At 73.7% G+C, this 14,085-nt stretch carries 11 protein-coding genes; 3 read left to right on the forward strand and 8 right to left on the reverse strand.

Features of this window, described 5'->3' with window-relative positions; translation table 11 throughout:
- Positions 1-152 precede the first annotated feature (152 nt).
- From ACZ61E_RS24910 to ACZ61E_RS24925, 4 genes are all read right to left on the reverse strand, one after another.
- A complete protein-coding gene (locus tag ACZ61E_RS24910) occupies positions 153-614 on the reverse strand; it encodes a hypothetical protein (RefSeq protein ID WP_469702073.1) in 462 nt (153 codons plus the stop codon).
- A gap of 44 nt (positions 615-658) precedes the next feature.
- Positions 659-1,909, reverse strand: a complete 1,251-nt coding sequence (locus ACZ61E_RS24915) for an SWIM zinc finger family protein (protein WP_469702074.1) — start codon at positions 1,907-1,909, stop codon at positions 659-661.
- On the reverse strand, positions 1,906-4,863 hold the full coding sequence (locus ACZ61E_RS24920; RefSeq protein WP_469702075.1) for an SNF2-related protein: 2,958 nt from the start codon (positions 4,861-4,863) through the stop codon (positions 1,906-1,908). Before ACZ61E_RS24920 ends, ACZ61E_RS24915 begins: the two co-directional genes overlap by 4 nt.
- 160 nt (positions 4,864-5,023) lie before the next feature.
- Positions 5,024-5,482 carry a DoxX family protein gene (locus ACZ61E_RS24925; protein WP_469702076.1) on the reverse strand — a complete coding sequence of 153 codons (459 nt, stop codon included), beginning with the start codon at positions 5,480-5,482 and terminating at the stop codon, positions 5,024-5,026.
- A gap of 182 nt (positions 5,483-5,664) precedes the next feature.
- On the opposite strand from ACZ61E_RS24925, the gene ACZ61E_RS24930 reads away from it, so the two are divergent.
- On the forward strand, positions 5,665-6,054 hold the full coding sequence (locus ACZ61E_RS24930) for a DUF6343 family protein (protein ID WP_469702077.1): 390 nt from the start codon (positions 5,665-5,667) through the stop codon (positions 6,052-6,054).
- Here the strand turns inward: ACZ61E_RS24930 and ACZ61E_RS24935 are convergent.
- The 4 genes from ACZ61E_RS24935 to rpsA form a co-directional block, all read right to left on the reverse strand.
- Positions 5,993-6,388, reverse strand: coding sequence for a tetratricopeptide repeat protein (locus ACZ61E_RS24935; RefSeq protein WP_469702078.1), 396 nt, complete (start codon positions 6,386-6,388; stop codon positions 5,993-5,995). The genes ACZ61E_RS24930 and ACZ61E_RS24935 overlap by 62 nt on opposite strands.
- Before the next feature lie 78 nt (positions 6,389-6,466).
- Positions 6,467-7,072 carry a dephospho-CoA kinase gene (coaE, locus tag ACZ61E_RS24940; protein WP_469702079.1) on the reverse strand — a complete coding sequence of 202 codons (606 nt, stop codon included), beginning with the start codon at positions 7,070-7,072 and terminating at the stop codon, positions 6,467-6,469.
- Between the two features lie 108 nt (positions 7,073-7,180).
- Positions 7,181-8,119, reverse strand: a complete 939-nt coding sequence (locus tag ACZ61E_RS24945; protein WP_469702080.1) for a PAC2 family protein — start codon at positions 8,117-8,119, stop codon at positions 7,181-7,183.
- A 311-nt stretch (positions 8,120-8,430) separates the two neighbouring features.
- The gene (gene rpsA / locus ACZ61E_RS24950; protein WP_469702081.1) at positions 8,431-9,948 is read right to left on the reverse strand and encodes a 30S ribosomal protein S1; all 1,518 of its coding nucleotides are present in this window, start codon (positions 9,946-9,948) and stop codon (positions 8,431-8,433) included.
- Between the two features lie 384 nt (positions 9,949-10,332).
- Between rpsA and ACZ61E_RS24955 the strand changes: the two genes are divergently transcribed.
- Both ACZ61E_RS24955 and ACZ61E_RS24960 read left to right on the forward strand, forming a co-directional pair.
- Complete coding sequence (locus tag ACZ61E_RS24955; protein ID WP_469702082.1) at positions 10,333-11,148, forward strand: class I SAM-dependent methyltransferase; 816 nt, start codon at positions 10,333-10,335, stop codon at positions 11,146-11,148.
- Between the two features lie 4 nt (positions 11,149-11,152).
- A complete protein-coding gene (locus ACZ61E_RS24960) occupies positions 11,153-13,975 on the forward strand; it encodes an ATP-dependent RNA helicase (protein WP_469702083.1) in 2,823 nt (940 codons plus the stop codon).
- Positions 13,976-14,085 lie beyond the last annotated feature (110 nt).

Raw genomic sequence — 14,085 nt, forward strand, 5'->3', positions numbered from 1 at the left:
GGCTCTCCCCCCCCCCACCAACCCCCCCCCCCCCCCCTCCCCCCCCCCCCCCCCCCCCCCCCCCCCCCCCCCCCCCCCCCCCCCCCCCCCCCCCCCCGTCCCCCCCCCCCCCCCCCCCCCACCGCTGTGCCGCCGTGGGCCGGTCCCCCCGGTCAGGCCGGGGGGCTTCCCGGGCGGCCCTGGGGACCGGGGCCCCATTGGTGGACCGTGCCCGAGCCGATCTGGATGACCGGGCCGTCCGACACCGTGCCGCTCATGGTGTTGTTGTAGACGACGGACGCCTGTTGCGTCCCGGGGGTGGGGGGAGACAACTCGTCCAGGAGCGCGCGGAGTTCGGCTGCCGCCGCCGGGTCGGCGGTCAGGGTGCGGCGGAGCCGGGTGCGCCATTCGGTGTGGACATCGGCCACCAGTTGTTCGTCCTCGTCCCGCTGGGCCGCGACCAGTTCGGCCCGGACGGTGTCCAGCTCCTCCTCGACCGAGGCCGGGGTGGCCGCGCCCCGGCCCGCGAAGAACGCCACCATCCGGTCGCGGGCCGCCGTCCAGCCGTCCGTCGCCATCTGCTGCACGAGGGCCGTCGCCCCCGCGGCCGCCAATGCCACCAACTCCGCTTCCACCGCGCCCCCTTGGTCTGTGGATGTGACGGAGACGAGCCTACCGGTCACCGTCCGAGAAGTGCCGTGAGCGCGCCCACCGGGTCGGTGTCGGGGGTGCCGCGCGGCCACCAGTCCTCGCGGTCGCGGTCCGACTCGTAGCCGTACCAGAGTCCGTCGCGGCCGAAACGGAGTTGGAGCGACGGCAGGGAGAGACGGTTGCGCCAGGGCCGGAAGTGCGGGAAGTCGGCCGCGGCGAGTGCGGGACGGGCGCGGTCGAACGGTCCGGCGGGCGGGTCCCAGGCGTCTTCCAGCACGGCCAGGCCCGCGAGGCCGCCCTGGCGCCAGGCGGCGACGGCGCGGGCCAGGTCGGTGGGACTGTGGCCGGTGCCCGCCGCGAGGTCCCGGTAGAGGGCGCGGGTGGAGGCGGTGAGCCCGGAGCCGGGGTGGGCGGCGGCCAGGCGGACGGCGTCCTGCCAGGGCGTGAGGCCGGCCACCGGGTCGACACCGGTCGCGAGGAGCGTGTGCGCCCGGCCGGCGGCCTCGGTCGCGAGCAGGTCGAGCGCCAGCGGGTCGGGGGCGCCGGGAGCGTGCGGATAGACGGGTGGGCGGCCGGGGTCGGCCGGTGGTGGGAACGGGGGCGGCAGGGCCCTCGAGGGGCGGGGAGCCATCGCAGAGGCCGCGTCGACCGTGGGCATGGGCGGCGCCGTCGTGCCGCGTTCGGCGGCGGAGCGGGTGGCGTTGCGGCGGGTCAGGTCGGCGAGGATCTCGTGCTCGCCGCGCCCGCGCATCAGGAAGAGGACGAACGGGTCCTCGTCGAGCAGCCGCGCGGTCTGGTAGCAGAGCGCCGCCGCGTGCTTGCAGGGCAGCCCGTCGTCGGGGCAGGAGCAGTCGGGTGTCAGGTCCCCGGCGGTCGGCAGCAGGTCGGCCGAGGCGGCGAGCGCGTGCGGCATGTCCTTGTCGAGGAGGGCGGCGATGTGGTCGGGGCGGGCCGCCGCGGCGTCGAGGAGGTCTTCCCAGTCGTCGTCGCCGAGGACGCGCAGCCGGATCTCCGTGCGGTACGGGCGGGGCCGTGAGCCGTGCACGTACGCCATGACCCGGCCCGGGGTGACCGTGATCGCGTCCACGTGTCCGCGGCCCGCGTAGGCGCGCCCGCGTTGCAGCCGGGCCGCGTCGAGCGCCACGTCCTCCATGGACTCCACCCAGGCGTTGCCCCACCAGCTTGTGGCGAGGTCCGTGTCGCCGGCCGCGCCGCGCCCGGGCGGCAGGGCCGGGAACGTACGACGGCGGTCGTCGTGCCGGGAGGCACGCGCGGTCATGACGGCCTCCGCAGCGAGACGAGATCGGCCAGCTCACGGTCGGTCAGCTCGGTCAGTGCTCCCTCGCCCGAGCCGAGCACCGCGTCGGCCAGGGCACGCTTGGCGGCCAGCATCTCGGCGATGCGGTCCTCGACCGTGCCCTCCGCGATCAGCCGGTGGACCTGCACCGGCTGCGTCTGCCCGATGCGGTAGGCGCGATCCGTGGCCTGCTCCTCGACGGCCGGATTCCACCAGCGGTCGTAGTGCACGACGTGACCGGCGCGGGTGAGGTTGAGGCCGGTGCCGGCGGCCTTGAGGGAGAGCAGGAAGACGGGGGTCCGTCCCGCCTGGAAGTCGTCCACCATCCGTTCCCGTTCGGCGACGGGCGTTCCCCCGTGCAGCAGTTGGGAGGGGATCGCCCGGGAGGTGAGATGCGCGGAGAGGAGCCGTGCCATCGACACGTACTGAGTGAAGACGAGGACGGAGCCGTCCTCGGTGAGGATCGTGTCGAGCAGTTCGTCGAGCAGGGCGAGCTTCCCGGACCGGCCGGTGAGCCGGGCACGCTCCTCCTTCAGATACTGCGCCGGGTGGTTGCAGATCTGTTTGAGGGCGGTGAGCAGCTTCATGATCAGTCCGCGCCGGGCGATGCCCTCCGCGCTCTCGATGGCGGCCATCGTCTCGCGCACGACGGCCTCGTACAGCGACGCCTGTTCACGGGTGAGCGGCACCGGATGGTCGCTCTCCGTCTTGGGCGGCAGCTCGGGCACGATCCCGGGATCGGACTTCTTGCGGCGCAGCAGGAAGGGCCGGACCAGCCGGGAGAGGCGTTCCACCGCCTCGTCGCTCGCGGTGGTGCCCGCAGAACCGGCGTGTTCCACGTTCTCCACGGCGCGTGCGTGGCGGGCACGGAACGTCTTGAGCGGTCCGAGCAGGCCGGGGGTCGTCCAGTCGAGGAGCGCCCACAGCTCGGAGAGGTTGTTCTCCACGGGGGTGCCGGTCAGGGCGACGCGGGCGGGCGACGGGATGGTGCGCAGCGCCTTGGCGGTGGAGGAGAAGGGGTTCTTGACGTGCTGGGCCTCGTCGGCGACGACCATCCCCCAGGTGTGGGCGGCCAGTTCGGAAGCGCTGCCGCGCATCGTCCCGTACGTGGTGAGGACGAACCCGTCCGTCACCCCGTCCAGTGTCCGGCCCGAGCCGTGGAACCGGTGGACGGGAACACCGGGCGCGAAACGGGTGATCTCCCGCTGCCAGTTGCCGAGGAGGGAGGCGGGGCAGACGACGAGGGTCGGGACCGGACGGGCGCGGTGCAGATGGAGCGCGATGACGGTGATCGTCTTGCCGAGGCCCATGTCGTCGGCGAGGCAGCCGCCGAGGCCGAGGGAGGTCATCAGGTCGAGCCAGGCCAGGCCGCGCAGTTGGTAGTCGCGCAGGGTGGCGTCCAGTCCGGCGGGCTGCGCGACGGCCGCGGGGCCGTGGACGAGCCGGTCACGCAGGACCGCCAGCGCGCCGGACGGGACGGCGTCGACCGTCGCGCCGTCCACCTCGGCCGAGCCGGTGAGGGCGACGGCCAGCGCGTCGACCGGGTCGAGCAGGCCCAGCTCCCGCTTGCGCGCCTTCCGTACGAGGTCGGGGTCGAGCACCACCCACTGGTCGCGCAGCCTGACGATCGGCCGGTGCGACTCGGCGAGCGCGTCCATCTCCGCCTCGCTGAGCGGATCGCCGTCGAGCGCCAACTGCCAGTTGAACTTGAGCAGTTCGGCGCTGTCGAAGAAGGGGGTGCCGTCCGTGGCCGAGCCGGGCGCGGAGCGTACGACGGCGGCCGCCGAGAGCGTACGCGCCAGCTCCCTGGGCCAGTGGACGGCAACTCCGGCGGCGGCGAGGCTCGCGGCTCCCGGGCCGAGCAGTTCGTGCAGCTCGTCCTCGGAGAGCGGCAGCACGGCGGGGACGTCGAACTCCAGCAGCCGGGCGAGCGGCGGCCAGACACGGGCGGCACGGCGCAGCGCGAGCAGGGCGTCGATCCGGGCGCGCGGCCCGAAGACGTCGTCGCCGTCGCCCGCCCAGAGCTGCTCCGCGTCCATGACGAGCGTCGGGTCGGCGAGGCTGTGGATCTGGACGAGGGCGGCCCCGGCGCGCCGCTCGGCGCCGGGCTCCTGCGGGGTCTCCGGCTCGGACGAGGAGTCGAACAGCTCGTAGGCGGAGAGGTCGAGGCGCAACGAGACGCGCACACCGGCGTCCATCCCCGCCGCCGCCTCGGCCGCCCAGGAGCGGGCGCGGGGCAGATGCTGCGCGGTGTGCGCGGCGAAGGGCGCGCCCGCGGCGAACGCGGCGGCGGGCGTACGCGGCAGGGCGTCGGCGACCGCGTCGAGGAAGGCGCGCACCAGCGCCTCCGGCTCGGGCAGCCGCGGCGGGAGCGGACCGGGGGCGGGGACGGCGTGCGCCTCGTACGGCATGGCGGCGGCGATGGCCCGCAGCTGGGCGATGTCGTCCGCGTCCAGCGGGCCGGCCCGCCAGGCGTCGTGGTCGGACGCGGTGAGTCCGGGCAGCAGCCGGCCCCGGGCGGACAGGTGCAGGGCGTGCAGCGCGGCGGCGCCCCAGCAGGCGGCGGAGGGGTGGGCGGAGGCGTCGGAACGGGCACGGACCAGCAGGGGCAGGGCCTCGGCGACGGGCATGAGCACCGCGCGGACGACACGGGTGCGGACGGAGGGGCCGTCCGCCGGGCCTGCGCGGTCGGGGTGGTCGGGGCGGTCGGCCCGGTCCGGCGCGGCCACCACCGTGAGATCGGACGTGGGGAGGTCGCCGCCGGCGGGCGGCTCCCCCTCCGGCGCCCAGAACGCGACATGTCCTTCACGGGGCAGACCGGCGGGGAGGAACAGGGCCGCGCAGCGGGCCAGGGGCGTCGGGGCAGAGGTCGGCACGCCGGCGGGAGGAGGGGTCGGGGCGTCGGCCGGCGTGTGGCTCGGCACGTCTCGTGTCATCGTCACGCACTCCCTCCGCCTCGGTCGCAGACCTCAAGATCTCGTTACTTCGCGAGTCTAGGCGGGGGGTCTGACAGCGCCCCCGTCATGCCTGAAGGCCGCATCCCCTCACGGTGTGAGGATGCGGTCTTCAGGCATGACGGGGCAGGTCGGCCATCGGTCAGATCCGGCTGCGCACCAGCGCGACGCATTCGGCGGTCCGCTGCCGCCGGACCCACGCGACCACGGCGAGGAGGCCCAGGAAGATCACCGGCGTCAGCGCGTTCTCGCCGTCGAAGACGGTCAGCTGCGTGATGAAGGCGCCGATCATCAGGCCGATGAGCGCGATCGCCGAGACACCGGAGAGGACCGGGATCAGCAGCGCGACGGCGCCGGCCGCCTCGAGGACGCCGGTGAGGTACATGAACCAGTCGCCGAAGCCGATCGTGTCGAACGAGTCGGCCGCCGACGAGTGGCCGACGAGCTTCGGGCCCGCGCTCGCGACCGCCAGGAACAGCGCCAGGACGATCTGGAGCGTACGCACCGTGAGGTCCGTGCGGCGTGAGGGCCCCGTGTGGGCGGGGGAAGCGGCGGCGGACGCGGGCGCGGTCTGCGCGGGGATGGTCGTAGCCTCGGACATAGGGGGTCTCCTCCGTGATGCGCGTGGTGTGGCTTTCAAGGAGGTAGACACCCGCCCCGCCGGGAAATCATCGTTCTCCGGGCGATCCGACCGGCGAATTCGCCGTCGGTTCGTTTCGGGTCCGGCGCCCCGGTGGATCAGGGGCCCGGACCGGGTACATCTCTCACAGGAGGTGCGATGCCATGCGCACCGGAAGTGAACCGCTCACCGCCCGCAGTCCGCTGCGGATGCGCTGGTGGCTGAGTGTCTGGGGCCTGATCTGGACCGGATTCGGTACGGCGGCCTTCGCGATCGCCGGCCGTCCGGGCTGGGCGATCGCCTGCGGGGTGCTGCTGCTGATCGTCGCGACGGATTTCCTGGTGGTCGTCCACCGGAAACGGCAGGGTTCGAGCTTCCAGCCGGGCCCTGACGTCCCGCCGTACGAGGTTCACAGCCACCGGAGCACCGGTGACGACGGCAGCGACGGTGACGGCAGCGGCTACGAGACCGGCGGCGACCGGCCGGGAGAGGTCAGTCGCCGGACCCGGAGCCGTCACCCGCACCGGACCCGGAGTCGAAACGCGCGGCTTTGACGTACTCGGGCTTCGGGTCCAGCGCCGCGGCCAGTCTGAAGTGCTTCGTCGCCTGCTCGGGCCGCCCCGACCGCTCGTAGGTACGGGCCAGTGCGAAGTGCGCGAAGGCGTTGTCCGGCTCGCGCTCCAGGACCAGCTCGAACTCCAGCTCCGCGGGCCGCAGTTGGGCGGCGGCGAAGAACGCGCGGGCGCGCAGCAGCCGGGCGGCCGTGTTCTCGGGGTGCGCCGCGATCACGGAGTCCAGCAGCTTGACGGCACCGCGCGGATCACGCGCGGCGAGCAACTGCTCCGCCGCGCGGTAGTCGATGACGTGGGTCTCCGGGCTCTCGGGCACGGTCCAATCCTTCCCCTCGGTCCGGGCGTTCAACATCGCACGCATCGGCGGTATTCCGGAGCCCTGCCGCCCGGTACCTCAGCGTTCCGCGGCGGCTCGCTCGACCAGTCGCTCCCAGACGTCCCTGACCTGCGGCTCCAGCTTCTCCAGCGGCCCGTCGTTGTCGATGACCAGATCGGCGGCGGCGTTCCGCCGCTCGCGGGTGGCCTGCGCGGCCATCCGCGAGCGGGCCTCGGACTCGGCCATGCCCCGCACCCGTACGAGCCGGTCCAGCCGGGTCTCGGACGACGCGTCCACCACCACGACCACCTCGTACAGCCCGGTCAGCTCGTTCTCGACCAGGAGCGGCACATCGTGGACGACGATGGCGTCCTCACCCGCCGCGCCCTCCAGCTCCGCCGAACGTGCTCTGACCAGAGGGTGGACGATGGCGTTCAGGGTGGCGAGCTTCTCGCTGTCGGAGAAGACGAGCGACCCGAGCTTGGGCCGGTCCAGCCGACCGTCGGCGGTGAGGACGCCGGGCCCGAAGGCGCCGACAACAGCGTCGAGCCCGGGAGTCCCGGGCTCGACGACCTCTCTGGCGATCTTGTCCGCGTCCACCAGCACCGCGCCGTACGAGACCAGCAGTCGGGAGACTTCGCTCTTTCCGGCACCGATCCCGCCGGTCAGGCCCACTTTCAGCATGCCTGGCAGCTTAGGCCGTGGACCCGCGTCTTACGAGACGCCGTCCGCACGGGACATCCCGGCCAACGCGCGCCGCACGTGGGCGCCCGGCACTTCGTATCCCACGTCCTACGCGTCGCCCTCCCGCTCGGCGAGGAACTTCTCGAACTCGCGCCCGATCTCGTCCGCCGACGGAAGCTCCGCCGGCTCGGCCACCAGGTTGCCCCTGCTGTCGGCGCCGGCGACCGCGTCGTACTGGTGCTCAAGGCCCTGCACCATCGTCACCAGTTCCTCGTCCCCCTCGCCGAGCTGGCGCTCGATCTCGGTCTGCGTGCGCTGCGCCTCCGTACGGAGGGCGTGCGCGACGCCCGGCAGGACGAGTCCCGTCGCCGCCGTGATCGCCTCCAGGGCCGTCAGTGCCGCGTCCGGGTAGGAGGACCGCGCCACATAGTGCGGGACGTGGGCGGCCACACCGAGCACGTCGTGCCCGGCCTCCATCAGCCGGTACTCCACCAGTGCCTCGGCGCTGCCGGGCACCTGCGCCTCGTCGAAGGGGCTGCGATGGCCCGGCATCAGGTCCGTGCGGTTGCCGTGCGGTGTGATGCCGACGGGGCGCGTGTGCGGGACGCCCATCGGGATGCCGTGGAAGTTGACGGCCAGCCGTACACCGAGGCGCTCCACGACCTGACCCACGGCCGCCGCGAAACGTTCCCACTCGACATCGGGCTCGGGCCCCGACAGCAGCAGGAACGGGGCGCCCGTGGCGTCCTGGACGAGCCGCACCTCCAGCGTCGGCGTCTCGTAGCTCGACCAGCGGTCGCGCTTGAACGTCAGCAGCGGGCGGCGGGCCCGGTAGTCGACCAGTCTGTCGTGGTCGAAGCGCGCCACCACCTGGTTCGGCTGCGACTCCAGCAGGTTCTCGACGATCTGGTCGCCGGTCTCCCCCGCGTCGATGTAGCCCTCGAAGTGGTAGAGCATGACGAGACCCGCGGACTCCTGGGCGAGCGCCATGTCGACGACTCCCAGGCCCTTGGGCTCCCACTCGTACAAATCCTGCGGATCAAGCACGATTACCGGTCCTCCTCGTGTTCCTCAGGAAGAACGCGCCTCCGGGCGTGAGCATTCCCCACCCGTGCGCCCCGCATCCGGCCGGGCGCACGGTCGGCGGAGAACCCGCGCGCGTGGCGCCCCGGGACCCGCGCCGGTGGTACGGGGGCCGGTACGCCGACCACGTACGGTACTTGGCGCCCGGCGGCCCGGCGGCACCGCCGAGCACCGTCCTCTTCCTTGAGGCACGCGTCAGGCACGCGTGAGGCCCGCTCCCCGAAGGGAACGGGCCTCACGTCGGACTGTCTACCGGCCGCTACGGGGTCGGAGCGTCAGCTCTGGCCACCGGCCAGCTTCTCGCGCAGGGCGGCCAGGGCCTCGTCCGACGCCAGGGCGCCGGAGTTGTCCTGGGACTCCGAGGAGTACGAACCGCCGCCGCCACCGCTGCCACCCGAGGCGGCGGGAGCAGCGCCCGCCGGGGCGGCAGCGCCCTCGGCAGCCGCGGCCTCGTCGGCCTCGCGGGACTTGATGACCTGCGCCTGGTGCTGCTCGAAGCGGGTCTGCGCCTCGGCGTACTGGGTCTCCCACACCTCGCGCTGAGCCTCGAAGCCCTCGAGCCAGTCGTTGGTCTCGGGGTCGAAGCCCTCGGGGTAGATGTAGTTGCCCTGGTCGTCGTACGAAGCGGCCATGCCGTACAGCGTCGGGTCGAACTCGACCGAGGCCGGGTCGCCGCCGAACGCCTCGTTGGCCTGCTTCAGCGAGAGGCTGATGCGACGGCGCTCGAGGTCGATGTCGATGACCTTGACGAAGATCTCGTCGTTGACCTGGACGACCTGCTCCGGGATCTCCACGTGGCGCTCGGCCAGCTCGGAGATGTGGACCAGACCCTCGATGCCCTCGTCGACGCGGACGAACGCGCCGAACGGAACGAGCTTGGTGACCTTGCCGGGGACGACCTGGCCGATCTGGTGCGTCCGGGCGAACTGCTGCCACGGGTCTTCCTGCGTCGCCTTGAGCGACAGGGAGACACGCTCGCGGTCCATGTCCACGTCGAGGACCTCGACGGTGACTTCCTGGCCGACCTCGACAACCTCGGAGGGGTGGTCGATGTGCTTCCAGGAGAGCTCGGAGACGTGCACGAGACCGTCGACGCCACCGAGGTCAACGAACGCACCGAAGTTGACGATCGAGGAGACGACGCCGGAGCGGACCTGGCCCTTCTGCAGGGTCGTGAGGAACGTCTGGCGGACCTCGCTCTGGGTCTGCTCGAGCCAGGCACGGCGGGACAGGACCACGTTGTTGCGGTTCTTGTCCAGCTCGATGATCTTGGCCTCGAGCTCCTTGCCCACGTAGGGCTGGAGGTCGCGGACGCGGCGCATCTCGACGAGAGAGGCCGGCAGGAAGCCACGGAGGCCGATGTCGAGGATGAGACCACCCTTGACGACCTCGATGACGGTGCCGGTGACGATGCCGTCCTCTTCCTTGATCTTCTCGATCGTGCCCCAGGCGCGCTCGTACTGCGCGCGCTTCTTGGACAGGATGAGCCGGCCTTCCTTGTCCTCCTTCTGGAGAACGAGGGCCTCGATCTCATCGCCCACGGCGACGACCTCGTTGGGGTCGACGTCGTGCTTGATCGAGAGCTCGCGGGAGGGGATGACGCCTTCGGTCTTGTAACCGATGTCGAGCAGGACCTCGTCCCGGTCGACCTTCACGATGACGCCGTCGACGATGTCGCCGTCGTTGAAGTACTTGATCGTCTCGTCGATCGCGGCGAGGAATGCTTCCTCGTTACCGATGTCGTTGACCGCAACCTGCGGGGTGGTGGCGGTGGTCTCGGTGCTGCTCGTCATGTGGGTAAAGGCTCCGGTACGGACATTGAGTCGTAGGTACTGCCACGCCGAGAGCCCGTATCGCCATCTGCCGGAAACCGGACAGCCAAGGAAGCGCCGTTCCCGAGAGGAAGGCGCCTCGACAGCCGAGGGGACCCAACAACAGATGCGAGCGCGGCCTGCTACGTCTGAGGCGCGCAAGCCCGCAGCGCAACCTTTAGCATACGGGGGCAGCCGGACACGGTCAATGCGCGAAGGCGCACACCGGGGGCGGAACGCCCCATACCCGGCACAACAATCGTTTCATGAGGCCACGACGGCATCGCCGCGGCCCGAGCCGCTACCGGCCGGCTACAGGACGGCACGGTTCGTGACGCCTCTCCGCACACTACGACGACGGACACGATGAGCCAAGAGCAGGCAGCGCGGCAGGAGCCGGAGGCCACCCGCCGCGACAGCGACAGCACGGAGAGCAGCCGCGCCAACCGGGGCTGGTGGAACCGGAACGCGGACGACTACCAGATCGAGCACGGCACCTTCCTCGGCGACGAGCGGTTCGTCTGGGGACCAGAGGGCCTGGACGAGGTGGAGGCGGAGCTGCTGGGGCCGCCCGAGTCCCTCAAGGACCTGGACGTCCTGGAGATCGGGGCGGGAGCCGCGCAGTGTTCGCGCTGGTTGACGCGGCAGGGCGCGCGCCCGGTGGCGCTCGACCTCTCCCACCGGCAGCTCCAGCACGCGCTGCGCATCGGCGACGACGTACCTCTTGTGGAGGCGGACGCCGGGGCGCTGCCCTTCCGGGACGGCTCCTTCGACCTGGCGTGCTCCGCCTACGGCGCGATCCCCTTCGTCGCCGATCCGGTGCGCGTCTTCCGCGAGGTACGGCGGGTGCTGCGCCCCGGCGGGCGCTGGGTCTTCTCGGTCACGCACCCGATCCGCTGGGCGTTCCCGGACGAGCCGGGGCCGGAGGGGCTGTCGGTGGCCTCGTCGTACTTCGACCGCACGCCGTACGTCGAGCAGGACGAGCGGGGGCACGCGGTGTACGTGGAGCACCACCGGACGCTGGGCGACCGGGTACGGGACGTGGTGGCGGGCGGTTTCCGGCTGGTCGACCTGGTCGAGCCGGAGTGGCCGGCCTGGAACACCCAGGAGTGGGGCGGCTGGTCGCCGTTGCGCGGGAATCTGATCCCGGGGTCGGCGATCTTCGTCTGCGTACGAGACTGAGGGTGTGATCCGCGAAGACGCCCTCGGCTCCCTGCCCGTCCGTACCGCCCTGCCCGCGCTGGAGGCGGCCCTCGACGGGCCGGGCTGCGCCGTACTGTGCGCGCCGCCCGGCACGGGCAAGACGACGCTGGTGCCGCTGGTGCTTGCCGGGCTGGCGGGGCTCGACGGGGGCCCGCGGGGGCCGCGGCGGCGGGTGGTCGTGGCCGAGCCGCGCCGGATCGCGGCGCGCGCGGCGGCCCGGCGCATGGCGTGGCTGCTGGGCGAGCGGGTCGGCGGGAGCGTCGGGTTCACGGTGCGCGGGGAGCGCGTGACGGGGCCCGGAACGGTGGTGGAGGTGGTGACCACCGGGGTGCTGCTCCAGCGGCTCCAGCGCGACCAGGAACTCGGCGGCGTCGACGTGGTGATCATCGACGAGTGCCACGAACGGCACCTGGACGCGGACACGGTGGCGGCCTTCCTGCTGGACGTGCGGGCCACGCTCCGTCCCGAACTGCGGCTGGTGGCCGCGTCCGCGACGACCGACGCCGAGGGGTGGGCGCGGCTGCTGGGGGACGCGCCCGTGGTGGAGGCGCGGGGAGTGACGCATCCTTTGGAGGTCGTGTGGGCGCCGCCGCCTCGTCCGGTGCGTCCGCCGCACGGGATGCGGGTCGATCCGGCGCTGCTGGGCCATGTGGCCTCGGTGGTGCGCGGGGCGCTGGCCGAGCGCGCGGGCGACGTCCTGGTGTTCCTGCCGGGGGTCGGCGAGATCGGGCGTGTGGCGGGGCAGTTGGGCGGCGGGGACGGACTCGGCGCCGAGGTGCTCCAGGTGCACGGCAGGGCGCCGGCGGATGTGCAGGACGCGGTGCTCGCGGGGCCGGGGGACGGCAACCGCCGCGTCGTACTGGCGACTTCGGTGGCGGAGTCGAGCCTGACGGTGCCGGGTGTGCGGGTGGTGGTGGACTCGGGGCTGGCGCGTGAGCCGCGTACGGACCACGCGCGGGGGCTGAGCGCGCTCACCACGGTGCGGGCGTCCCTGGCGACGGCGCGGCAGCGCGGGGGCCGGGCGGGGCGCGAGGCGCCGGGCACGGTGTACCGGTGCTGGGACCGGGCCGAGGACGCGCGGCTCGCGCGGTTCCCCGCACCGGAGATCAAGGTCGCCGACCTGGCGGCGTTCGCCTTGCAGGCGGCGTGCTGGGGCGCCCCGGACGCCTCGGGCCTCGCGCTGCTCGACGCGCCGCCGGCGGGGGCGCTGGCCGCCGCGCGTGCGGTACTCGCCGCGATCGGCGCGGTGGACGCGGCGGGCCGGGTGACCGGGCGCGGGGTCCGGATGGCCCGCGTCGGCCTGCATCCGCGCCTGGCCCGCGCGCTGCTCGACGGCGCGCGGGAGGTGGGCGCGCGCCGGGCGGCGGAGGTGGTGGCGCTGCTGAGCGAGGAGCTCCCGAGGGCGTACGGGGACGACCTGGCGTCCGCCTGGCGCTCCGCGAAACGCGGCGACGACGGCTACGCGGCCCGCTGGCGCCAGGAGTCCCGCCGGCTGGCCTCGGCGCTGCCGGGCGGGCCGGAGCGCGGCGGCACCCACGGGCCTGCCGCCGGCCCCGACACGACCGGCACCGCGGGCGGGAACGGCCGGGGCGAGCACTCGCGGCGGGACGGCCACGCCGCCGGGGACGCCCACGCGGAACGGGGCACGCACGGGGCGGACAGAACCGGCCAGGGCCGGCACCCGCACCGGAACGGCACCCACACGACCGGCACCGCCGACCGGTCGTCCGGGCCGGATCAGCGGGTGGCGACGGGCGCCGAGGTGGATGGGGGGACGGACGGGCAGGCAGGGAGCGGAAGGGGCGTACGGGCAGGCGGCGTTGGCGGCGGGGTCGCCGACGACACCGTGGTCGGGGTCGTGGCCGCGTACGCGTTTCCCGAGCGGGTGGCGCGGGCGCGGGGCTCCGGGGCGTTCCTCATGGTGTCGGGCACCGGTGCGGAGCTGGGTGACGGGTCCGGGTTGCGCGACGCGCCGTGGCTGGCCGTCGCCGTCGCGGACCGGCCCGCGACCGCCGTGTCCGCGCGGGTGCGGCTGGCCGCCGTCATCGACGAGGACACCGCCCGTACCGCCGCCGCGCATCTGCTCGTCTCCGGCGAGGAGGTGCGCTGGGAGGACGGTGACGTCGTCGCCAGGGACGTGACGCGGCTCGGCGCGGTCGAACTCTCGGCGCGGCGGCTGCGTGAGCCCGACCCGGCACGCGTGCGGGCGGCGCTGCTGGACGGTCTGCGCCATGAGGGCCCCGGCGCGCTGCTGCGCTGGACGCGGGACGCGGAGGCGCTGCGGGAGCGACTGGGCTTCCTGCACCGGGCGGTGGGCGCCCCGTGGCCGGACGTCTCGGACACCGCGCTGCTCGACGGCGCGGACGACTGGCTGGAGCCGGAGCTGTCGAAGGCCCGGCGCCGCGCGGATCTGGCCCGGATCGAGGCGGGCCAGGCGCTGCGGCGCCTGCTGCCCTGGTCGTCCGGCCAGGCGGCGCGGCTGGACGAGCTGGCACCCGAGCGCATCGCGGTGCCGAGCGGGTCGCGCGTACGTGTCGACTACGGCGGGGAGCAGCCCGTACTGGCGGTGAAACTCCAGGAGTTGTTCGGTCTCACGCAGACACCGACGGTCGCGGGGGTCCCGGTGCTGGTCCATCTGCTCTCCCCCGCCGGACGCCCCGCCGCCGTCACGGCGGACCTGGCGTCCTTCTGGCAGGACGGCTACCGCGCGGTGCGCGCGGAGCTGCGCGGGCGCTATCCGCGGCACCCGTGGCCGGAGGACCCGACGCGAGCGGTGGCCACGCGCCGGCTGAACGACCGGCGGTGAACACGAACGCGGGGGGGGGGGGAGGGTGGGGGGGGGGGGGGGGGGGGGGGGGGGGGGGGGGGGCCCAGGGGCGGGGGGACCGGACCGCCAACGCGAGTGTTCCCCCCCTA

It is taken from the genome of Streptomyces sp. NPDC104581 (genome assembly GCF_055583685.1).